Source organism: Rheinheimera oceanensis, assembly GCF_018831085.1.
Taxonomy (GTDB): domain Bacteria; phylum Pseudomonadota; class Gammaproteobacteria; order Enterobacterales; family Alteromonadaceae; genus Alishewanella; species Alishewanella oceanensis.
This window is the reverse complement of the sequence record NZ_JAGPNM010000001.1, coordinates 553,044-575,688: the sequence shown is the minus strand read 5'-3', so window position 1 is coordinate 575,688 and position 22,645 is coordinate 553,044. Positions and strand designations below refer to the sequence as shown.

Sequence of the window (22,645 nt, the reverse complement as noted above, 5' to 3'; positions counted from 1 at the left end):
ATAAAAATAAACGGAGATATTACATGCGATTTAACAGAATTATGTCCAGAACTGCGTTAGCAGTTGCAGTAGCGGTTGGCGCGGTCCACGCCAATGCACTGGCAAACCAATATGAAGTGACTATTGATCCAAGCCAGCTGCGCCAAGTGGCGGGCGATGACACCGAAACTGCACCTTATATTGTTCAGGTTAAAGGTAAAAGTGGCGTAGAAAGAGCAGAAGAGCTTGGCGAACTGCTGCCAGCCAGACAATCAGTAACTCAGGCGCTGAACCGCTATAATGCCGGCTCAGCCCGTATGCAAAACTATACCAACAGCTTAAAAGCCTTTCACCGGCAACTGGCGGCACAAACGGGGGCGGTTGAGGTTATTTACTCTTACACCCATACTTTTAATGGTTTCTCTGCCAAAATGACAGCGGCACAGGCTGAGGCAATGCGCAGCCTGCCGAATGTTGTTGGCGTATGGCGTGATGAAGCTCAGCAACTAACCACATCAAATACACCGGCCTTTCTTGAGTTGACAGGCTCACCGGATGGTTTACACACTCTGGGTGTGAAAGGCGAAGATATTGTTATTGGTATTGTTGACAGTGGTATTTGGCCAGAGCACCCAAGCTTTGCTGATGACGGCTCGTACGGGCCGCTGGCAGGCTGGTCTGGTACCTGTGATGTTGGCGAAGATGCTAATTTTAGCTGCAGTAATAAACTGATTGGCGCCCGCTACTATAAAAACACTTTCGAAAGCGTATATCAGCTGCAACCGGGTGAGTTTGTGTCACCACGTGATGCCGACAACCATGGTACTCACGTTGCGTCTACTGCGGGTGGTAACGAAGGTGTAACGGCAGTATTTAATAATACTCCTGTTGCAACAGTCTCTGGTATTGCGCCGCGTGCACGTATTGCCATGTATAAAGCCTGTTGGAACAGTACTTATGTCAGCCCGGCTGGTGTTGCTGAGCGCGGTTGTTTCTATGGCGATACCATGGCAGCTATTGATCAGGCTGTAGCTGACGGTGTTGATGTTATTAACTATTCTATCGGCGGTAGTTTAACTGATTTAACTACCTTAGCGGTGGCAGCCAAATTACGCGCTACTCAGGCAGGGGTATTTGTTGCAGTATCGGCCGGTAACGATGGTCCGGGAGCCGGTACTATTGGTACTCCGGCGCCATGGGTAACCACGGTTGCGGCATCGACTTATGATGGTACCAGTGTTGCTAACGGTATTGAAGTAACAGCAGGTCCACTGCAGGGTACTTATATTGCCGTTGAAGCTGCTACCTCTAAGCCTCTGAAAGAAACCGGCAATATTACTGCCGACATCGCAGTTGCTGCTCCGCTTGAAGCTTGTACACCGTTAAGTAATGCGGCTGAGCTGGCTGGTAAGTTTGCGCTTATTCAGCGTGGCACCTGTAACTTTGACGTTAAGCTGGCCGCCGCTGAAGCTGCCGGTGCTGTAGGCGTTATTGTATATAACAATACTACTGCTTCTCCATCTGTTATGGGTGGTTCAGCCAGTTTTGCTATTCCGGCGGTAATGATCCCACTGGCAGCCGGTAATGCATTTAATGCAGAAGTTACCGCAGGCGGCACTGTTAATGTAGTAATGAGCCCGTCTGTGTTTGTTACCGATGTAGTTGAAGTAGGCAACCTGATGGCGGGCTTCTCGTCACGCGGGCCTAATTTAGCAACTTTTGATGTTATCAAGCCTGATATTACTGCTCCGGGTGTTAAAATTCTGGCTGGCGCGTCATCTCAGCCGATGTTAACCGCACACGGTAACAGCTTTACTTATCTGCAGGGTACTTCTATGTCCAGCCCGCATATTGCCGGTATGGCAGCTTTGGTAAAAGAAGCGAATCCAAGCTGGACACCAGCGATGATTAAATCTGCGCTGATGACAACTGCACGGCAGAATTTAACCAAAGAGAACGGTATCACGCCTGCTGATCCGTTTGATTTTGGTGCTGGTCATGCGGTACCAAATAAAGCAACTAATCCGGGTTTAACTTATGATATTAATAATCTGGATTACTTTGCTTTCCTGTGTGGTGTAGGTAACCGTGCCTTTGTTCTGAGTGCAAGTGGCTATTCCTGTGATGCGTTTGAAGCGGCGAATTACGACACTGATCCAAGTCAGCTGAACCTGCCATCTCTGGCAATTGGTGAGTTGTCTGGTACAGAAACCTTGTACCGTGAAGTTACTGACGTAAGTGGTTCAGCCTCAGTGTACACTGCAACAATTGAAGCACCAGCCGGTGTGGATGTTACGCTGGTCGGTGGCAATAGTATGTCAGTGCCTGCCAATGGTAAGGCTGCATATGGTTTAACCTTCAAACCTAACCAAAGTGCTGTTATCGGGCAATGGGTATTTGGTGCTATTACCTGGTCTGATGGAGTACACAGTGTACGTAGCCCGATCGCAGTCAGAGTTGTGCCACCAAAACTGATTGAGGCACCAGCAAACATTACTGCGTCAGTAGCGGCTAAAGCCGGTCGGATTAGCTTCCCTGTTACCATGAATTACAGTGGAAACACCAGTGCCAGCATGGTAGGCCTGACCGCACCTGCTGGTTCAAGCCGTACTATTCCGCAAGACCCTGACAGCACTTTCAGCTTTAATGAGCCAGGCTTAGGCTTACATACGTTCGAAGTGCCAGCAGGTACCAGAGTATTACGTTTCAGTCTGTATGAGGCGCTGGCCAGTGTGCCGGGTGCTGATTTAGATATGTATGTTTACCGTTGTATTGCGTCATTATGTACTGCTGTGGGTTCTTCAACCAGCACTGGTGGTAATGAGCAGGTAACATTACGCGATCCAGCACCTGCGGCTAATGGCGCTGCCGGTAACTTCTATCTGGTGTTTGTACATGCTTATGATCTGTTAGGTCAGGCTACGGTTAACTACACTATGCCATTATGGATAGTGGGTACCGACGCAGGCAACACCCGAGTGGCTGCCAGCACCAGGGCGATTGAAGGACGTGCTAACGTGGTTACTCTGCAAACATCTAACCTGACTGCCAGCCCGTTCCCTTATTTGGGTGTGGTGTCATTTAAAGGTGCTGATGGCCTTGAGCAGGCAACAACACTGCTGGAAGTAACAGCAAACTGATAATGTAGCAACTGAAGGGGCCCGGTTGAAAAACCGGGCTTTTTTTTAACTGTAACTACCGCTGTACGGCTTAATAAGCTGGCCTATACTGAATAAGCGACTTATAACGCCCTTAAACGGCTGGGAGCTTTTGTGCTGACAGCTATACGCAGTCAATCGCGGCAACTATGGTGGCTTAATTTACTGCTGCTAATAGTTGCTTTAGTAAGTACATATGTGCGTGCCGATACGGTATTCCGTACTGCACCATCAGGGCCCGTTGATTACAAGCAGATTATTATGTTGTTATTGCTGTTGCTGGCTGTTGCATTGGTAAGTGTTGTTGCCCTGAGATTTCGCCGCATGGCTGCTGCGTTGCGCGCAGAAATAGCCCGCCACGCGCAAACCGAACAGCAACTGATTGAACGTAATAAAGAGCTGCTGCAACTGGCAAGTACTGATCTGCTTACCGGTTTATTAAACCGGCGTGCTGTTATACAGCAGGCACTAAGCGAGCTGCGCCGCGCTAAACGCTACCAGAAAGATCTGGCCGTGCTAATGCTGGACATCGACCACTTTAAACACATCAATGATCAGTACGGTCATGCCGCTGGTGATAAAGTGCTGCGTGATTTTGCGGTGTTGTGCCAGCAAAGTATTCGGGATACCGATTTGCTCGGGCGCTACGGTGGCGAAGAGTTTATTCTGGTATTGCCGGAAATTGATTTGCAAACCGCTATTTTGTCTGCTGAGCGGCTCCGTATGACAGTGTCACAACATAACTTTACCCTTACCGACAGTACTGCCGTGCAGCTTAGTTGCAGCATCGGTATTGCCATGTACCTGCCGGAGCGCGATGATCTGGATAAGCTGCTCTTAAGGGCTGATCAGGCGTTATATCAGGCCAAGCATCAGGGCCGTAATCGTTGTGCAGTGCAACAATAGTAACTGCAAATACTAAATTGCCGGTTATACTGGCAATCTGCTTGGTAAAGGATCTTGAGTTATGTTGTGTAGTCGTTTGTTGCTGGCAATCATGCTGGTTACAGCAATAATCAGTGCCCAGGTTAAGGCTCAAACCCGCTTTCGTGACACTATTCAAATTGCCGGCTCTTCAACTATGTTGCCCTTTGTCTCTATTGCTGCAGAAGAGTTTGGCTACAGTTTTGCTCAGTTTCGGGTTCCTGTTGTAGGCTCAGGTGGTTCGGCTGGTGGCTTGCGGCAGTTTTGTCAGGGGGTGGGCAGCCACACTATTGACATTGCCAATACGTCCAGACCCATGCGCCCGGCCGAGCTGGCGGCCTGTAAAGCTAATGGGGTAGAGCAAATTCTTGAAGTTACACTGGGCTACGACGCTATTGTGTTTGCCTCGCGTATTGACGCGGCAGCTTTTAATCTAACTCCCGGGCAAATTTTTCTGGCTCAGGCTGCTCAGGTGCCATCTGCAAAGGGTATGGTGGCTAACCCTTATAAGCGTTGGTCTGATATCGATAGTAGCTTGCCTGAGCAACAAATTGTGTTAGCCATTCCCGGCACAAACCACGGTACGCGCGAAATTTACGAAGAAGATATTGTATTACCCGGCTGTCAGGCGATGCCGGCTGTACAGCAACTTGAACCTGAGGCTCAGCTTAACTTTTGTAGTGCAATACGCAAAGACGGCAGAGTGATTGAAATTGCCGGAGATTATACTGAAACTCTGGCCCGGCTGGATGCTCAGCATGACGCAGTCGGGGTGTTTGGGGTGAGTTTTTATCAGGCTAACCGCGATCGTATTAAAGTGGCTGCTATTTCCGGTGTGCTGCCCGCTACAGAAACCATTTTAGCCGGTGAGTACCCACTAACCCGGCCACTGTACTTTTATGTCAAGCTGGCACATGTTGGCTTAACTCCGGGCCTGCTGGAGTTTAGCCGTTACCTGGCAAGCGATGCTGTATCCGGTGAAAACAGCCCGCTGCAAGATGCCGGTTTAATTGTACTCACGCCAGAGCTGCGGCAGGAAATGCTGCAGCGAATTATCAGGCAACAATCGCTGTAATGCGGCTGAACAGAGAAACAATGCAAAAAATATTGCTTGTCATATTGCTGCAATAATCATCAAGCACACTGCACCTCGTCAAAGTAATCCAATACTTATATTTAACGAGGACACCATCATGACATTGAATAACTTAACCAAACTGGTTCTGGCAAGTGCAGTTGCACTGAGCTTCAGCACTGTTGCGCAAACAAGCGGCCGTGACACTATCCAGGTGGCAGGTTCGTCAACCGTATTACCTTTTTCTTCAGTTGCTGCTGAAGAATTCGGCAACAATTTTGCTCAGTTTAAAACGCCGGTAGTAGGTTCAGGCGGCTCTTCTGGTGGCTTACGTCAGTTCTGTCAGGGCGTTGGCACCAGCACTATCGATATCGCTAACTCGTCACGTCCTATCCGCCCGGCAGAAGTTGAAGCCTGTAAAGCGAATGGTGTAAATCAGATTGTTGAAGTGAAAATTGGCTACGACGGTATTGTGTTTGCTTCGCGTATTGATGCCGGTGATTTTAAACTGGAACCTAAGCATGTATTTTTAGCTCAGGCTGCTCAGGTACCACAGAACGGTAAAATGGTTGCAAACCCATACACCCGCTGGTCACAAATTGATAAATCTTTACCAGATCAGGCTATTTTATTAGCTATTCCTGGCTCTAACCACGGTACCCGTGAAGTTTACGAAGAAAAGGTTGTAGTACCAGGTTGTCAATCCTTTGCTGAAGTAAAAGCGCTATCAAAAGATGATGCCGGCAAGTTCTGTCTGGCAATGCGTACCGATGGTCGTGTAGTAGAAATTGCTGGTGATTACACTGAAACTCTGGCGCGTCTGCAAGCACAAAAAGATGCTGTTGGCGTGTTTGGTTTAAGCTTCTACGAAGCTAACCGTGACCGCATCAAAGTAGCAACAGTGTCAGGTGTTGTGCCTACGCTGGACAGCATTATTGCCGGTGAATACCCGGTATCACGCCCGCTGTTTTTCTATGTTAAAGGCGAGCACATTGGTGTAGTACCAGGCTTACAGCAGTTTGCTGAATACTTTGTGTCTGACGCGGCCTCAGGTTTTGGCAGCCCGTTAGAAGCTGCTGGCCTTATCCCGCTGGCTGATGGTGAGCGTGCTGAGATCCTGAAAAACATCCGCGCGAAGAAAACCCTGTAATATTACTGTGGTGTAGTTATAAAGAGCTGGCTTGCCAGCTCTTTTGCTTATTGTCATAAAACTGCAATTATTTGCAGTTACACTTGTGCCACTGGTTCGTCATGCTCAATCAGACGCTTAATTGGAGCAACCATGAGTAATATTTCGTTGATCGTACTGTTACTGGCACTGATGGCAATTGCCTATCAGGTTGGTATGGTACGCAGTCGCAAGGTCGCGACGATAAACCCCGGCGTGCGCATGCACTCAAGGCCACAACACTATGGTATGATGGTTGGTCTGTGGGCGGTTTTACCGGCCTTTTTCGTATTGTTAATATGGGCCTGGTTTGCTCCGGGTGTTATAAACACTATGGTGCAGGCCAGCTTACCAGCAGAATTCACTACCCTGGACGGTAATGAAATGCGCATTGTTATGCGCCGGATCAGCAACCTGGCTGCTAATTTCGGTATTGTTGCCGATGCGGCCGACTGGGAACTGGTTGCCGCTGAATATATGAAGCAATTGCAACATAGCAGTACCATGCTGCTTACTGCACTGATGGCAACATTAGCGTCAGCAGGGTTGGTGATCAGTTTCTACAAAATTCAACCACAACTACGCGCCCGCCATCAGGTAGAGCGGGTAGTAAAAGTATTATTGGTGTTGTGCTCCACCGTTGCCGTGCTGACTACTGTCGGCATAGTGCTGTCGATGGTGGGCGAAACCATGAAATTTTTCAGTTTTATTAAACCGTCAGACTTCTTTTTCGGTACCACCTGGAACCCGCGCTTTTCTACTACCGGAGTAGGGGAAGGTTCGCTTACCGGCAGTCAGGGCAGCTTCGGTCTGTTGCCATTACTATCGGGTACTATGCTGGTAGCATTTATCGCGCTGGTGGTCGCTATACCGCTCGGTTTGATGGTAGCGATTTATTTATCAGAGTATGCACCGGCAAAATTTCGCGCCACCGCCAAGCCGATTATTGAAGTACTGGCCGGTATTCCAACCATAGTGTACGGTTTTTTTGCGCTGGTTACGGTGGGGCCCTTTCTAACCGATCTGGGCGCAATGCTGGGGCTGACAATTCGTGCTACCTCAGCCCTGACGGCCGGTGTTGTCATGGGTATTATGATTGTGCCGTTTATCTCATCACTGACAGACGACATTATTACCCAGGTGCCAAAAACCATGCGGGATGGCTCGCTGGGGCTGGGTGCGACTAAATCAGAAACCATTCTTAAAGTAGTGTTGCCTGCGGCATTACCAGGCATAGTTGGGGCCGTATTGCTGGCGGCCAGCCGTGCTATAGGCGAAACCATGATAGTGGTATTAGCAGCTGGTAATAGCCCGGCGCTGACTGCCAACCCGTTTGAAGCGGTGTCGACAGTGACGGTAACCATTGTTAACCAGTTAACCGGCGACAACGATTTTGCCAGCCCGCAATCTTTGGTCGCTTTTGCGCTGGGTTTAACCTTGTTTGTCATCACGCTGCTACTTAATGTGATGGCGCTGGTTATTGTCCGTAAATACCGTGAACAATACGAGTAACTGAGTATGAAAGTAGCAGAACCTCTTATCAAGCCGGTAATAACTGCTGGCACAGTACAACAAAAAGTAAACGCTTCACTTGCCCGGCGGCATCGTAAAGAGCGTGTATTTAAAAGCTTTGGTCTGGCAGCAGTGCTGGCCAGCCTGGCTTTAGTGTTGATTTTATTTATTAATATTTTTTCTAAAGGTTTACCGGCATTCTGGCAGTCAGCTATTACGCTGGATATTTATTTTGATCCGCAAGTGGTTAACATTAGCGAAAAACCGGTACAAGCGGCAAATGAAAGCGATAACGCCTTTCGCCAGCGCGATATTGAATGGCAAACAGAAGTTGGCTTTATAAATTTCAACCGCTTAATTACCGATAGCCTGGAAAAGGTGTTGCCCGATGCCAGACAACACCGGCGCGATTTGCAACGTATAGTGACCTCCGGTGAGCGTTTTGCACTGCGTGATATGGTGGTGCAGGATCCAGGCATTATTGGCCAAACCCGCACTTTACATTTGCTCACCGATGCCAACATTGATGTTTGGTTAAAAGGTAATATTGATCGCAGTTTGCCTGATGCAATGCAGCAATTAAGCCCGAAAATGCGTGAATGGGTGCAGCAATTATCAGAGCAAGGCCTGATACAAAACCGCTTTAGTTTTGCCCTGTTTATGAACGCAGATTCACGTAGTTCGCTGGCGTCGGCGGGTTTAGCCGGAGCCTTTATGGGCTCGTTGTATATGATGCTGGTAGTTATTGTTCTGGCAGTCCCCATGGGTGTTGCTGCAGCAATTTATCTGGAAGAATTTGCACCGAAAAACCGTTTCACCGATTTTGTTGAAGTGAATATTAATAACCTGGCGGCAGTGCCTTCTATTGTGTTTGGTTTGCTTGGAGCTTCGGTGTTTATCGGCTGGTTTAATCTGCCCATGTCGGCGCCTATTGTGGGTGGTTTGGTGTTGTCGCTGATGACATTACCTACAGTTATAATTGCTACCCGCTCTACGTTAAAGGCTATACCGCCATCTATCCGTCAGGCTGCACTGGGGCTTGGAGCGTCAAAAATGCAGGCTATTTTTCACCATGTGTTGCCGCTGGCGATCCCTGGCATTTTAACCGGCGCTATTTTGGGCGTGGCGCAGGCACTGGGTGAGGCGGCACCATTGCTGCTGATAGGGATGAAGTCTTTTGTGGCATCAGTACCAGGTTCACCGTTTGATCAGTCTACGGCTTTACCGGTACAGATTTTCCTGTGGCAGGGCAATGAACTACGTAACTTCTTTGAAGCAAGAACCTCAGCGGCCATTATTGTATTGCTGGCGCTGATGATTTCATTAAACGCACTGGCGATCTGGCTGCGTAAAAAATACGAAAAACGCTGGTAATAGCTATGAATATGATGAATAACAACGCTTTACTCACAAAACCTGATTTAACAGCAGCGGAACTTACTATGAGCAATGTAGCGCAGGACAATGCAACTAACCTTAAAATCATCGCGCGTGACGTTAAGGTGTTTTATGGTCAGGCTGAGGCTGTAAAAGGTATTAGCATGGACATTGCCCAGAACGAAGTTGTTGCCTTTATCGGCCCGTCTGGCTGTGGTAAGTCCACCTTTTTACGCTGTTTTAACCGCATGAACGACACCATAGAACATTGCCGGGTTACCGGTTTAATTGAAATGGCCGGTCTGAATATTCACGATCCGGCACTGGATGTAGTGCAGCTGCGGGCGCAGGTTGGTATGGTGTTTCAAAAGCCCAACCCGTTTCCAAAATCTATTTACGAAAATATCGCCTATGGCCCGAAACTGCATGGTCTGGCAGAGCGCAAAGCTGACCTGGATGATATTGTTGAATCCAGCTTACGCCGTGCCGGTTTATGGAACGAAGTAAAAGATCGTCTGGATCAGCCCGGTACGGGTTTGTCTGGCGGCCAGCAACAGCGTTTATGTATTGCCCGTACCATAGCGGTTAGCCCGGAAGTAATACTGATGGATGAACCCTGCTCAGCGCTTGATCCTATTGCAACCTCAATTATTGAAGAGCTGATTGACGAGTTAAAACAAAATTTCACCATCGTCATGGTAACGCACAATATGCAGCAGGCGGCGCGCGTATCAGACAAAACGGCGTTTTTCCATCTGGGTGAGCTGGTTGAGATGGGGCCAACAAATGAGCTGTTTACCAACCCGCAAAATAAGCGTACGGAAGACTATATTACCGGCCGTTATGGTTAATCTGGCTTGTTGACCCTTTATTGCTATTTCTGACAGGAGACTGGCGTTATGCCAAATAACAAGATCGGTGGCCATTACTCACAGGCCTATGATGAAGAACTACAGCAGGCGGTAGATCGTCTGGTAGATATGGGTGGCTTGGTATTGCAGCAATTGCGTGACAGCATGGCTGCTTTTACTACTGCGGATATTGTACTGGCAAAACAGGTGAAAAAAGGCGACCGTCAGGTAAATAGCTTTGAAGTGGATATCGATGAGCATTGTCTGGATATTCTGGCACGCCGTCAGCCCGCAGCAACAGATCTACGTCTGGTATTGTCGGTACTCAAAAGTATTAACGACGTTGAGCGCATTGGTGATCAGGCCAAACGTATTGCCAAAACCCTGCTTAAAGATGAACAGGGAAGCAGGCCAAGTGCAGAGCAACTGGCAGAGCTAAATGGTATGAGTGCAAAAGTACAATTGATGTTACAGCATGCTTTACTGGCGTTTCAGCAAATTGATGCCGATAAAGCACTGAGTGTGCTGCGTGAAGATAAAGCGATTGATGACGACTACAGCCGTATTATGCAGCAAAGTCTCAGCGCCATGATGCATGATTCACAACAGATCAGTGTTAGTTTGCAAATTTCCAACGTCGCTAAAGCGCTGGAGCGGGTGGGCGATCATAGCCGTAATATATGCCAGCATGCTATTTTCCTTAGCAAAGGCCGCAATGTGGCACATCTGAATGATGATGAGCTGCAACAAATTGTTGAGAAAAAGCGCGACTAACTGTAGCTGTTACCCTCTGTAGTACAAAAGGGGCTTTGCCCCTTTTGTACTATCTGCAAGCTGTTACTTTGGCAATATGTTCTTTGTTGCAACAGTCATAATTTTGTCATTTTACTTTCATAAAAGTGTCGCTTTTCAGTTTGTTGTCTTAATATGTTTATAGCGTTTAACAGCGTAATAAAAACAATAAACAGGCACAGGACACACTATGAAAAAAACAGCGATAGCAGTGGCAATGATGATCTCTGCAACGACAGCCGTGCATGCAGAGCCTATTACCCTTTATGGCCTGATTAATGTCTCGGCGCAATCGGTTGATGAAGGCGAAGGGCGTTTTTCTGAAATGAAAAGCAACAACTCACGCTTTGGTTTAAAGGGCGACTATGCATTGGACGATGGCCTTACGCTGGTGTATCAGCTGGAGTGGGGCGTTAATGTGTCTGACAGTAGCAGTAGCAATGTTACGGCCCGCAACCAGTATATTGGTCTGACAGGCGGTTTTGGTGAGGTACGGCTGGGACGGCACGATACCGCACTGAAAATGTCGCAGGCTAAAATTGATCAGTTTAACGATTTTGAAGGTGATCTGGGGGCTTTGTGGGAAGCAGAAGTACGCGCCAATAATTCTATCAGTTACTTCACTCCTGTTATCAATGGCTTTGGTGCCCAGCTGACCTACATTCTGGAAGATTCAGCCGATGCTGAAGATGCCTATTCTGTTGCGCTGTTCTATGGCGATGAAAATCTTAAAAGTATTAATTTTTATGCCTCGTTGGCGCTGGATGCTGAAGTAAATGGCTATGATGCTATGCGGTTAAATACCCAGACCAAAATAGCCGGTGTTACTCTGGGTGCTATATTGCAGCGCCAGGAAGATATCGAAACCGGGCTAAAGCAAGATGGCTGGCTGATAAGTGCAGCTTACCCATTGGGTAAAACGGAACTGAAAGCCCAATATCAGACTCTGGAAGACGATAATTCCTTTAGTGTGGGGTTGGATTACAAAGCCGGTAAAAACACCACGTTATTTGCCTGGTACAGCAGTTTTAATTTAGAGACACCCCAGCCTGACCGCGATTATCTGGCGGTGGGTATCAAACACCGGTTCTGACAATAACCCGGTTCTGTTTATCAGCAAAACGCCAACCATAGTGTTGGCGTTTCCTTTTATACCTTAATAAAATTTAATTTTTTGTTTTTAAACAGTTTTATTTTTCTCTTGGCATGTGCCTTATTTTTTGTGCAAAAAATGCGCTGGGTTACATTGACGTTTTCAGTATTGTGTCTTAACTTATGAAAGCGCTTACATTGATGGTAAAAAATATTTAATTAAAAACCATCATTAAAAACTGATAACACGGGGAAGGATAGCATGAAAAAATCAGCAAATTTGGCTGCGCTTGTTAGTGCGGGCCTGCTTATGTCAACTTTATCGGGGTGCGGCGGTGGGGCCGAAACGCGCTCAGATTTTGATAATGTTGACGTAACACAGCCGGTAACTGACTGGCAACTGGTGTGGAGTGACGAATTCGACGGCAACAGCATAGATGCCAGCAAATGGACGCACGAAGTAAACTGTGCGGGTGGTGGCAATAATGAAAAGCAATGTTATACCGACAGCAGCGACAATGCCTATGTTGCCAACGGCATACTAAATATTGTGGCGTTACCGGCAGAAGAAGGTGCTGAAAAACCTTATACCTCTGCCCGGTTGGTTACCCGCAATAAAGCCGATTTTAAATATGGCCGTATTGAAATGCGTGCTCAGCTGCCGTTTGGGCAGGGCAGCTGGCCGGCGTTTTGGATGATGCCCACCGACAGCGTGTACGGCGGTTGGCCCAGATCGGGCGAAATTGACATTCTCGAAGCAGTGAATCTTAAAGTAGTAGGTGAGGATGGCGTAGCAGAAGCCAATGTGCACGGCACCTTACATTATGGCCGTGAGTGGCCGGACAATGTGTATTCAGGTAAATCGTATCAGTTACCCAATGGTGTTAATCCGGCAGACGATTTTCATACCTACGCCATTGAATGGCAGGAAGGTGAAATCCGCTGGTATGTGGATGGTTATCTGTATGCTACCCAACGCCAGTCAGAAGTGCGTTATAACGCCAACGGTGACGCTGTCGGGCTTTCGCATCGTGGCTGGTTTGCCGAGTATTATAACATCGCCAGCGGCGAGCTTGAAACGCACTGGGATGCCGCCCCTTTTGACCAGAAATTTTATCTGATCCTTAATTTAGCCGTAGGCGGTAACTGGCCGGAAAACGTTAATAACCTGGGTATTGACGCCAGTGCTTTTACTGATGGCCAGCGTTTTCAGGTTGATTATATCCGTGTTTATGAGTGTTCTACCAACCCTGTAACAGGCAAAGGCTGTGACACTGTACGTGGGGGGTATGACAGCCCGGACGATGCGCTGGTTACCGGTCTGGCTCCAATCCCAACGGCAGCTTCAGGGCTTGTGCAAAGCCTGACTATTTTTGATGGTACACCAAACCCGAACTGGGCTGCCTGGGATTGCTGTGGCGGCACAACGCCCGCGCTGGTGGCTGATGCACAGCGTGGCGATGTATATGAGTTCAGTGTTGGTGCAACACCTACCGTAAATGGTTTTACCAGCCGGGCAGAATTTGTTACTGAACCCGGTGTCGCCTCGCCTTTTGATGCTTCCGGTATTACAGAAATCGGCTATATCCGCTTTGATATGCAGGTTACATCAGCACCGGGTAACAGCAGTGCGCCCTGGATATTTAAAGTAGAAAGTGTTGGCGCCAGCACGGCGGTAGAACTTGAGCTTACGGCAAGTGCCGAAGCGGCTGCGCCGGTAACCGGGCAATGGCAAACCTATACTTTTCCGCTGCAGGCACTGGCTGATGCCGGGTTAGATGTTGCCGCCATTGATGTGGTAATGGTATTTCCGGCCTGGGGGCAGGGCGAAGGCGCGGTGTACCGGCTGGACAATGTAGAAATTACTCTGGATTACCCCGAGCTGGTGTTATTTGCCGATGAAGCCAACCCGGACTGGCCGTTATGGGACTGTTGTGGTGGCTCAGTACCAACAGAAGTAATGGACGATGCAGAGCACGGCACGGTAGCGCAGTTTAGTATTGGTGCCACGCCAACAGTAATGGGCTTTAGCACCCGCTCGCTGCATGGCGGTAGCGATGAGGTGTTTGATGCTAGCTTATTAACCAACGGCGGTGTGGTGCAGTTTGAAATGAAAGTGGTAAGTGCCCCGGCTAATGCCGCCGCTGACTGGCTGTTTAAACTTGAAGCCAATGGCAGTGGCGATGGCGCCGTCGAGCTGAATCTGGCCGACAGCGTAGAACAAGCCGCACCGGTAACCGGGCAATGGCAAACCTATACTTTTAATCTGGCGGATATAGCGGCCACCGGGTTTGATGTTTCTGCTATTGATGTGTTGATGGTCTTTCCGGCCTGGGGGCAGGGCGAGGGGGCAGTGTATCGCCTGGACAACGTCATCATTAAGCAGCCGTAACGCTGAAGAAAACGAAGTGCCGGGTAACAGGCCCGGCCATTAATAACAAAATAAAATCAGTAGGGCCGTTATGAAAAACAGTATTTTTGCAAAAAGCCGCCTGGCTGCTGCTATTTCAGTGGTAATTGCTACAGGCAGTGCGTCATTGCAGGCGCAGGAAAACATAAACACCAATGCTGCTGAACCGGGCATTGAAGTTATTCAGATCAGTGGCATCCGTGGCAGCTTGATCCGTTCAATGGATGTCAAGCGTGAAGCCTATGGCGTAGTGGATGCGATATCAGCAGAAGAAATGGGCAAATTTCCCGACACCAACCTGGCAGAATCACTGCAACGTATTACCGGCGTATCTGTCAGCCGTGCCAATGGTGAGGGCAGCCAGATCACTGTGCGTGGTTTTGGTCCGGATTTTAACCTGGTAACACTGAACGGACGACAGATGCCGGGCACCGGTTATACCCGCTCATACAACCTGGAAAACCTGGCTTCAGAAGGTGTAAGTGCACTGGAAGTATATAAAACGGCGCGGGCAGAAAACCCCAGCGGTGGATTAGGCGCCACCGTTAATATTATTACAGCCAAGCCGCTTAGCAGCCCGGGGCAGCGTTATAGCTTTTCTGCCAAAGGTATTTACGATTCCTCTAATGAAAAAGGCGATGATATTACGCCAGAGCTGGCTGCTATTTACAGTAATACCTTTGCCGATGAAAAGTTTGGTATTGCCATTTCATTGTCGCATCAGCAGCGCGATTTTCAGCGCCAGTACGCTAATATTCAGGGCTGGCAGGTACAGACCAATGCACAGCTACCTAACCTTGATCCGTCACGGGTTGTCGACGCGCGGCCAACTGATGCTGACGGCAACAAAATGGGTTATGCCTTTTTCCCCAAAGATATGAACTACGGTATTGATGATGTGCAGCGTGAGCGCAGTAATGGCCAGGTGACACTGCAATTTGCCCCGGTAAATAACTTTGTGGCAACACTCGACTACACGGCATCACAGGCCATTACCGGGGTAGAAACTATTGGTTGGGGGATCTGGAATGAGTTTGGTGGCAATATCAATGCCTACGAGCTTGATGAGCGCGGAACGGCGATATTTGCCGATATCGGCGGGAACGACGGTTCTTTTACGGCCAGTAAAGGCACAACTGAAGTTAAAGCGCGTTCAATAGGTTTAAATCTTGACTGGACAATCAATGAAGATTTTCATGTCAGCCTTGATTATCACGACTCTAATAATAAAACCGACAATGGTGCTGACAAAGGCAGTGGCAATTTTGGCCAGGTGATATTAGGCTCAGATAAACTGACAACTAAAATCTATGATTATCGTACAGGGGAAATCCCGCAAGCCTCCATTTTATGGCGCAATGGCACCAATGAACTGGCTCCGGGGGAGATAGACTCTAACTTCAGTCAGTTTACCCATTCACCGGGTGAGTCGGCCATTAAACAACTGCAACTGGATGGCACCTGGTATAACTCGGTGTTTAAAATACCGCTTGTTAGTATCAGTAGCGGTGTAGCACATACCAAGCAAACCATGGGGGGCTATGAAGCCTGGAGCGGTTTGCGTGGCGGCCCGGGTTTTAACCCCAGTTTTACGGCGATTTTTCCGGACAGCATGTTTGTTCGCCACTCTACAGCAAACTTTCTTGATCAATTCAGTGGCGGAGGCCTTAGCATGGCTTCGCCTTATTACTATACCTACGATTTTGATGAAGCAGTGGCCCGGCAGAGGGCATTTTTAACTGAAGCCGTGATGGGGGGCGATGTCTATGTGCCGGATGCTTACTTTGACGGCATTGACAGCGAAAGTTCTGTAGAAGAAAAAACCACCAGTATTTATCTGCAGTCTGACTGGCAGTTTGATGTTGGTCGTTTTCCGGTGCGGTTAAATGCCGGCCTGCGTTATGAAGAAACCGACGTTACCAGTAATGTGCGTCAGCGGGTAGAGCGCCAGGTAAACTGGGATAGTGCATCAGAATGGATTATGCAATATGAGCAGGGGCAGGATACATTCCTCGGCCAAACCGGTAAACATGATGTGTTATTGCCCATGTTTGATTTCCGGGTTGATGTAACCGACGATATTGTGGCGCGGTTTTCCTGGGGCAAAACAATTTCCCGTGCTCCGCTGGGCTTGTTGGCCGGTGGGCGTAGTTTAAGTGGCAGCCCCAAACCAGGATCCCGTACCGGTAGCCAGGGAAATACCAATCTGCTGCCGTTTGAGTCTACGAATCTGGATCTGAGCCTGGAGTATTACTATGCCGAAGGCAGCTACGCTGCGGTAGGATACTTTAAAAAGGATGTTGATAATTTTATTCAGACCACTATTACTGAACTGACTATCGACGGTTTGCATGATGTGCTTAATGGCCCCCGCTATTTGCAAGCTATTGCCGATATTGAGGCCCGTGGTGAGCAGGCAACCAGCACCGCCATTTTTGAGCAAATGCTGGCAAACGGGCATGGCAATGCAGAAGGTAAAATTGAGCCTTCCGCCAATGATCCGCTTATTGTCTGGAACATAAGCCAGCCAGCTAACACAGATAAGAAATCAGTCGATGGTTTTGAAATTGCAGTACAGCATCTGCTGGGCGATAGTGGTTTTGGTATTGGCGCCAATGCTACCTTTGTTGATGGTGATGTTAAGTTCAATACGGAAAGTCTGGATCAACAAGCACCGCTGACCGGGCTGAGTGACTCTGCCAACTTCCAGCTGTTTTACGAAAATCATGGTTTATCAGTAAAAGTCACTTATGCCTGGCGTGATAAATACCTGATTGGAGTAGGGCAGGCACAAGGCTCGTCTGATGCTCCGCCGCAGTTTGCTAAATCCTTTGGCCAGTGGGATATGAGCATAAATTACAACATTAATGACAACCTGACGGTGTTCTTCGAAGGCATTAACCTGAATAATGAAACCGAGCGTGGTTATGGCCGTTATGAAGAGCAATTTCTGTTTGCCAGGCAGTACGGCCCGCGTTATGCGGTTGGTGTGCGTTACACCTTTAAATAACATCAGCACCACCAGTTAAATGTAACAAGGCCCCGCTAACATGGGGCTTTGTTTTTTCTGCCTGACCAGCTTAAGGGCAATAAACGCAATAAGGTTAATTTTGCTTTCGTCATAAAACTGTCACCAAACAGACATCATACCGACATTTTCTCTGCCGATACTGTGCCCCAGTTAAACACAGGCACATCGATAATAACGACTATTCGGAGAGTAATATGAAAACAATCAAATTTGGTCTGGTTGCCGCCGCTGTACTGGCTTCTTTAGCTGTTCCGGCTATGGCTGCTGACGTTACCATATATGGCCGCGCCCATTTATCACTGGACTCACTGGATAACGGTGATGAAGATGGCACTAACGTGTCAAGTAACTCCAGCCGTCTGGGTTTTAAAGCCAGCACTAAACTGGAAGGCGATTTAGAAGCTTTTGTGCAGATTGAACAGAATATCCGTTTTGATGAAGGTTCTGGCAACTGGGCATCGCGTGATTCTTTCGTTGGTATCAAAGGTGATTTCGGCCAGGTACGTGCCGGTCAGTTTGATACACCATTAAAAGCAGTGCGTGGCAAAGTAGACATGTTCGGTGACCGTATCGGTGATATCCGTAACTTAACCCGTACCAGCACTTCAGGCGATACTAATGCCAATATCGGTAACGTGTTTGACGAGCGTTATAAAAACGGTGTGCATTACCGCAGCCCGAAAATGAACAACTTCACGTTTGACCTGCACTACACGCCGCACAACAACACCGGCGCAACAGTAGACAACGTGCAGGAATCTTACAGTATGTCGGTAAGCTATGAAGTTAAAGGCTTCTATGCTGCTGTAGCATATGAAACTTTTGAAGGCCAAAATGATCTGGACCCAAGCGCAGTGCGTGTAGGTGTGTTCTATGACATCACTGATGCTTTCCGTTTAGCCGGTATGTATCAGAATGCCAGCGATGTACCAGGTGGTGACCGCAATGTGTACGGTATCGGTGCCAGCTACAAAATGGGCGCTTATACTCTGCGCAGCCAATATTACGTAGCCGGTGACAACGATGCTGACGACACCGGTGCTAATATGTTTGTTATTGGTGCCGACCGCAACTTCGGTAAAGATCTGGTGATGTATGTAGCCTATGGCGTAACATCTAATGATGATAATGCCAGCTTCCGCGTATCAGCTGGTGGGCGCGATACTCAACTAAGTACTATTCGTGGTGAGAACGCTACTGGTTTATCTCTGGGTCTGCAGTACAGCTTCTGATTAACGCCTCCTGTAAAAAAACCGCACTCGTTGCGGTTTTTTTATTAAATGCCCAGCCGTGTTAATTATATGTTTATTTTATTTTATTTCATAAAATTGTCATAATTTATGCGCATAATAGGTGCATGCTAAACACTTCGGTAGAACACTATGTCAAGAAGAATCCTGGTTGTAGAAGATGAAGCGCCCATCCGCGATATGCTGTGTTTTGTGCTGGAACAAAACGGTTATCAGGCTGCAACGGCAGAAGATTTCGACTCTGCCATTAATGCACTGGTTGAACCCTACCCTGATTTAGTTCTGCTGGACTGGATGTTGCCCGGTGGCAGCGGTATTCAGATCGCAAAGAAAATGAAGCAGCACGACCTTACCCGTAATATTCCTATCATTATGATTACCGCCCGCGGTGAAGAAGAAGATAAAGTACGTGGCCTGGAAGTAGGCGCCGATGATTATGTTACCAAGCCATTTTCACCCAAAGAGCTGATGGCCCGCATTAAAGCGGTGATCCGCCGCGTGGCACCTACCAGCCTGGATGAAGTAATCGAAGTTCAGGGGTTAAAGCTTGACCCGGTGTCGCACCGCGTAATGGCTTCTGATCAGGCGCTGGATATGGGGCCAACCGAGTTTCGCTTACTGCATTTCTTTATGACTCACCCGGAGCGGGTTTACAGCCGTGAACAACTGCTGGATCATGTCTGGGGCACCAATGTGTATGTAGAAGACCGCACAGTAGATGTGCATATCCGCCGTTTACGCAAGGCGATTTCTGTTGCCGGTCATGATAGATTAGTGCAAACCGTGCGGGGCTCAGGCTACCGTTTCTCTGCTAAATAGAGGCTAAACCCTAACGCTATGCGCCAACTGTTATCAAAAAGGAAGGTATACACTAAACTCTTCCTTTTTTACTGTTTTATTGCTCTGGTTGGCCTTATTTCTAACAGCCTGCTGCTGGCATTACTTATTTTTACAGTCGCGCTGTTGCTTTGGCATTACCATCACTTATTTTTAATGGATAAATGGCTGTGGCGTGACCGCAAATTATCACCACCGATCAGCGAAGGCATCTGGGGACATTTATTCGAAGGTATCTATTACCTGCAACGGCGCGACAGACGTAAAAAGCGTGAGCTACGTAATGTAGTACGGCGTTTTCGTGATGGTGCCGAAGCCCTGCCTGAAGCGGTAGTGGTGCTAACTGACGACTGGAGCATTATCTGGAGCAATAAGCTGGCGCAAATTCTGGTAGGCCTGCATTGGCCGGCTGATGAAGGCCAGCGGTTAGACAACCTGATCCGTCACCCTGATTTTTTGCATTATTTAAAACACGCCAAGTTTGAGCAACCGCTTGAACTTGCCTCGCCGGTTAACGATCAACTGACGCTTGAATTTAATATTATGTCTTACGGCGCAGAGCAATACCTGCTGATTGTGCGCGATATTACTCAGCTAAAGCAGCTGGAGCAAATCCGCAAAGACTTTGTCGCCAATGTATCACATGAGCTGCGCACGCCACTTACTGTGCTGCAGGGCTATCTTGAAGTGATGGACGACGAACATCTGCCTGATAAAGCCATGTGGAAAAAAGCCCATAACGTTATGTTGGATCAAACCAAACGCATGGATTCTCTGGTGCAGCAGCTGTTAACACTGTCGCGTATTGAAGCCTCGGCCAGGGTGCAGTTTGAACCAATAGTAGATGTGCCGGCTATGCTGCACCAACTGGAGCAGGAGGCACAAACATTGAACCGTGAAAAACAGCACAGCATCCGCTTTGATATTGACGACAGCCTGAAGGTTACTGGTGTTACCGAAGAGCTACGCAGTGCTTTCTCCAATCTGGTAACTAATGCTATTAAATATACCCCGGCCGGTGGTGATATCACCGTTAGCTGGCAGCGCCAGCATTTAAAAGCGTTGTTTGCCGTTAACGACAATGGTGAAGGTATAGCAGCACATCATGTAAAGCGGCTTACCGAGCGCTTTTACCGGGTAGATCAGGCCCGCGCCCGCAATACCGGTGGTACCGGGTTGGGGCTGGCGATTGTAAAACACGTATTGTCGCGCCATAACAGCCGGTTAATGATTTTCAGTGAGCCGGGTAAAGGCAGCAGCTTTTCTTTCTCTATACCGGCAGAATTGGTGCTGGGGCAGAAAACAACAAAACGTGAAGCAAAATCGCAGTAATAACCTGCAAAAATATTATTGCGCTGGTTTTTACTGTGCTATCACCAGGTTTATCGCATCAGCCTGTGGCGTTAGCACAGGAATGAAGTAAACCGTCTTCAGCCCTGCTGTTCTGCAATGTAATATTTACCAACCTGTCTGTTGCAGTTTTTATCTTATGGCAGATGCTGGCCGCCGGTTACGCCAAGTACTTCAGCGGTAACATAACCAGATTCCTGCGACGCCAGATAAACGTAAGCCGGTGCTAATTCAGCCGGCTGGCCGGGGCGGCCCATCGGTGTATTCTGGCCAAATTCTTCCAGTTTGTCTGCAGGTTGGCCACCACTTTGTTGTAACGGCGTCCAAATTGGGCCCGGCGCTACGGCATTAACCCTTATGCCTTTTTTGATCAGCATCTTAGCTAAACTTTTGGTAAAGCCGGTAATAGCGCTTTTACTGGAGGCATAGTCCAGCAAACCGGCCGATGGTTGGTAAGACTGGATTGACGTAGTATTAATTATACTGGCACCGGCTGGCATATGCGGCAGTGCAGCTTTGGTAATCCAAAACATGGCAAACACATTGGTTGCATAAGTTTGCTGAAATTGTTCACTGCTTAGCTCCGCCAATTCCGCCACAAACTGTTGCTTGCCGGCGTTATTTACCAGTATATCGATACTGCCCAGCTTTTCAGCTGCTTGTCGCACCAGGCTTTGGCAAAACTTTTCATCTGAAATATCGCCGGCTACTGCATAGGCTTTTACCTCAGCGGCGTGCAATTCTTTTAGCACGGTATGAGCATCTTGTTCTTCAGACGGGAGATAGCTGATCACCACATCAGCGCCTTCGCGGGCAAAGGCAATAGCTACAGCGCGGCCAATACCTGAATCACCACCGGTGATCAGCGCTTTTCGGCCTGTTAATCTGTCACTACCCTGATAGCTGTTTTCACCGTGATCCGCTCTGGGCGATAATATTGCATCAAGCGCAGGGTCAGGCTGGGTTTCATCATAGTGGGTGTTATCTATCTGATACTGCTTACGGGGATCTTGCATACTGCACTGGTTTTGCGTCTTCATCAGGTACCTCCGGTTAAGTTACACAGAACGATACTAGGGATATAAGCACGGTAAGCAGGTTTTGTGCCTATACCGCCAGGCTAACGAATAGCGCAATTGAATCAGGCAGAAGGGTTGTTAGAGGCTGGTGAGTGAGCGGGATAACGGGAGTAGAAATTGAGCCGGGGCTGAATATCTTACCGGCGTAAAACGTAAAACTTTCATAAGCAACAGAATGTCGCAAGCACAGTGGTTGTTAATTAGCTATTAACTTTAGCTCAGTTATATCTTGGCACTATGAAAATAAAAAATTACTTGCTGTTGTTAATTCTGGCTGTGCTGGTTGCAGGCTTTGCATTGCCCGAGCGCATTAAAATGCCGGTGGCTGGTGCTACCCACCGCGACTGGCACCCGGACACTTTCTGGTATGAACCCTGGGGCAGCTCCGGCGTGCACAAGGGGATTGATATTTTTGCTAAAAAGGGTACTGCTGTAACCAGTACAACAGCCGGCATAGTGTTATATCAGGGCGAAATATCCAAAGGCGGTAAGGTAGTATTGGTGTTGGGGCCGAAATGGCGGCTGCATTATTTTTCGCACCTTAACAGCATAAATATCACCGGTTTTACAGCGGTAAGTTCGGGTGAGGTTATTGGTACGATAGGAGATAGCGGTAATGCCAAAGGCAAACCGCCTCATCTGCATTATTCTATAGTACGGCTTATTCCTGCACCCTGGGCGGCAGACGGCAGCAGCCAGGGCTATAAAAAAATGTTTTATATTGACCCTGGCAATTATCTTACGCACTCAAACGATTGAA

At 48.2% G+C, this 22,645-nt stretch carries 16 protein-coding genes; 15 read left to right on the top strand and 1 reads right to left on the bottom strand.

The window, feature by feature from the left end; genetic code table 11:
- Positions 1-23 precede the first annotated feature (23 nt).
- The 14 genes from J3B89_RS21345 to phoR all read left to right on the top strand — a co-directional run bounded on the left by J3B89_RS21345 (position 24) and on the right by phoR (position 20,788).
- Complete coding sequence (locus J3B89_RS21345) at positions 24-3,119, top strand: S8 family serine peptidase (protein ID WP_215395953.1); 3,096 nt, start codon at positions 24-26, stop codon at positions 3,117-3,119.
- Between the two features lie 132 nt (positions 3,120-3,251).
- Positions 3,252-4,043 (top strand): GGDEF domain-containing protein, encoded by a 792-nt coding sequence (locus J3B89_RS02675; RefSeq protein ID WP_215395952.1) that lies wholly within the window; start codon positions 3,252-3,254, stop codon positions 4,041-4,043.
- A 61-nt stretch (positions 4,044-4,104) separates the two neighbouring features.
- The gene (locus tag J3B89_RS02670) at positions 4,105-5,136 is read left to right on the top strand and encodes a substrate-binding domain-containing protein (protein ID WP_251372175.1); all 1,032 of its coding nucleotides are present in this window, start codon (positions 4,105-4,107) and stop codon (positions 5,134-5,136) included.
- Positions 5,137-5,254: 118 nt separating this feature from the next.
- Positions 5,255-6,286 carry a substrate-binding domain-containing protein gene (locus J3B89_RS02665; protein ID WP_215395951.1) on the top strand — a complete coding sequence of 344 codons (1,032 nt, stop codon included), beginning with the start codon at positions 5,255-5,257 and terminating at the stop codon, positions 6,284-6,286.
- 132 nt (positions 6,287-6,418) lie between these two features.
- Positions 6,419-7,816, top strand: coding sequence for a phosphate ABC transporter permease subunit PstC (gene pstC / locus J3B89_RS02660; protein ID WP_215395950.1), 1,398 nt, complete (start codon positions 6,419-6,421; stop codon positions 7,814-7,816).
- Positions 7,817-7,822: 6 nt separating this feature from the next.
- Positions 7,823-9,190, top strand: a complete 1,368-nt coding sequence (pstA, locus tag J3B89_RS02655; RefSeq protein ID WP_215395949.1) for a phosphate ABC transporter permease PstA — start codon at positions 7,823-7,825, stop codon at positions 9,188-9,190.
- A 68-nt stretch (positions 9,191-9,258) separates the two neighbouring features.
- A complete protein-coding gene (pstB, locus tag J3B89_RS02650) occupies positions 9,259-10,044 on the top strand; it encodes a phosphate ABC transporter ATP-binding protein PstB (protein ID WP_215395948.1) in 786 nt (261 codons plus the stop codon).
- Between the two features lie 48 nt (positions 10,045-10,092).
- Positions 10,093-10,818 (top strand): phosphate signaling complex protein PhoU, encoded by a 726-nt coding sequence (gene phoU / locus J3B89_RS02645; protein WP_215395947.1) that lies wholly within the window; start codon positions 10,093-10,095, stop codon positions 10,816-10,818.
- 208 nt (positions 10,819-11,026) lie between these two features.
- A complete protein-coding gene (locus tag J3B89_RS02640) occupies positions 11,027-11,929 on the top strand; it encodes a porin (protein ID WP_215395946.1) in 903 nt (300 codons plus the stop codon).
- A 309-nt stretch (positions 11,930-12,238) separates the two neighbouring features.
- Entirely contained in the window at positions 12,239-14,320 is a 2,082-nt protein-coding gene (locus J3B89_RS02635; protein ID WP_251372174.1) for a glycoside hydrolase family 16 protein, read from the top strand.
- 70 nt (positions 14,321-14,390) lie between these two features.
- Positions 14,391-17,348 carry a TonB-dependent receptor gene (locus tag J3B89_RS02630; RefSeq protein ID WP_215395944.1) on the top strand — a complete coding sequence of 986 codons (2,958 nt, stop codon included), beginning with the start codon at positions 14,391-14,393 and terminating at the stop codon, positions 17,346-17,348.
- A gap of 215 nt (positions 17,349-17,563) precedes the next feature.
- The gene (locus tag J3B89_RS02625; RefSeq protein WP_215395943.1) at positions 17,564-18,601 is read left to right on the top strand and encodes a porin; all 1,038 of its coding nucleotides are present in this window, start codon (positions 17,564-17,566) and stop codon (positions 18,599-18,601) included.
- A 150-nt stretch (positions 18,602-18,751) separates the two neighbouring features.
- The gene (phoB, locus tag J3B89_RS02620) at positions 18,752-19,438 is read left to right on the top strand and encodes a phosphate regulon transcriptional regulator PhoB (RefSeq protein WP_092789456.1); all 687 of its coding nucleotides are present in this window, start codon (positions 18,752-18,754) and stop codon (positions 19,436-19,438) included.
- 18 nt (positions 19,439-19,456) lie between these two features.
- Positions 19,457-20,788, top strand: a complete 1,332-nt coding sequence (gene phoR, locus J3B89_RS02615) for a phosphate regulon sensor histidine kinase PhoR (RefSeq protein ID WP_215395942.1) — start codon at positions 19,457-19,459, stop codon at positions 20,786-20,788.
- 155 nt (positions 20,789-20,943) lie between these two features.
- On the opposite strand, the gene J3B89_RS02610 is transcribed toward phoR, so the two are convergent.
- Complete coding sequence (locus J3B89_RS02610) at positions 20,944-21,846, bottom strand: SDR family oxidoreductase (RefSeq protein WP_285895583.1); 903 nt, start codon at positions 21,844-21,846, stop codon at positions 20,944-20,946.
- Positions 21,847-22,122: 276 nt separating this feature from the next.
- On the opposite strand from J3B89_RS02610, the gene J3B89_RS02605 reads away from it, so the two are divergent.
- Complete coding sequence (locus J3B89_RS02605) at positions 22,123-22,644, top strand: M23 family metallopeptidase (protein WP_215395941.1); 522 nt, start codon at positions 22,123-22,125, stop codon at positions 22,642-22,644.
- Position 22,645: the final 1 nt, after the last annotated feature.

Coding starts and splice junctions, on each gene's coding strand:
- J3B89_RS21345 (WP_215395953.1), top strand. CDS start 24: ATGCGATTTAACAGAATTATGTCCAGAACTGCGTTAGCAGTTGCAGTA.
- J3B89_RS02670 (WP_251372175.1), top strand. CDS start 4,105: ATGTTGTGTAGTCGTTTGTTGCTGGCAATCATGCTGGTTACAGCAATA.
- J3B89_RS02665 (WP_215395951.1), top strand. CDS start 5,255: ATGACATTGAATAACTTAACCAAACTGGTTCTGGCAAGTGCAGTTGCA.
- pstC (WP_215395950.1), top strand. CDS start 6,419: ATGAGTAATATTTCGTTGATCGTACTGTTACTGGCACTGATGGCAATT.
- pstA (WP_215395949.1), top strand. CDS start 7,823: ATGAAAGTAGCAGAACCTCTTATCAAGCCGGTAATAACTGCTGGCACA.
- pstB (WP_215395948.1), top strand. CDS start 9,259: ATGAGCAATGTAGCGCAGGACAATGCAACTAACCTTAAAATCATCGCG.
- phoU (WP_215395947.1), top strand. CDS start 10,093: ATGCCAAATAACAAGATCGGTGGCCATTACTCACAGGCCTATGATGAA.
- J3B89_RS02640 (WP_215395946.1), top strand. CDS start 11,027: ATGAAAAAAACAGCGATAGCAGTGGCAATGATGATCTCTGCAACGACA.
- J3B89_RS02635 (WP_251372174.1), top strand. CDS start 12,239: ATGTCAACTTTATCGGGGTGCGGCGGTGGGGCCGAAACGCGCTCAGAT.
- J3B89_RS02630 (WP_215395944.1), top strand. CDS start 14,391: ATGAAAAACAGTATTTTTGCAAAAAGCCGCCTGGCTGCTGCTATTTCA.
- J3B89_RS02625 (WP_215395943.1), top strand. CDS start 17,564: ATGAAAACAATCAAATTTGGTCTGGTTGCCGCCGCTGTACTGGCTTCT.
- phoB (WP_092789456.1), top strand. CDS start 18,752: ATGTCAAGAAGAATCCTGGTTGTAGAAGATGAAGCGCCCATCCGCGAT.
- phoR (WP_215395942.1), top strand. CDS start 19,457: ATGCGCCAACTGTTATCAAAAAGGAAGGTATACACTAAACTCTTCCTT.
- J3B89_RS02610 (WP_285895583.1), bottom strand. CDS start 21,846: ATGAAGACGCAAAACCAGTGCAGTATGCAAGATCCCCGTAAGCAGTAT.
- J3B89_RS02605 (WP_215395941.1), top strand. CDS start 22,123: ATGAAAATAAAAAATTACTTGCTGTTGTTAATTCTGGCTGTGCTGGTT.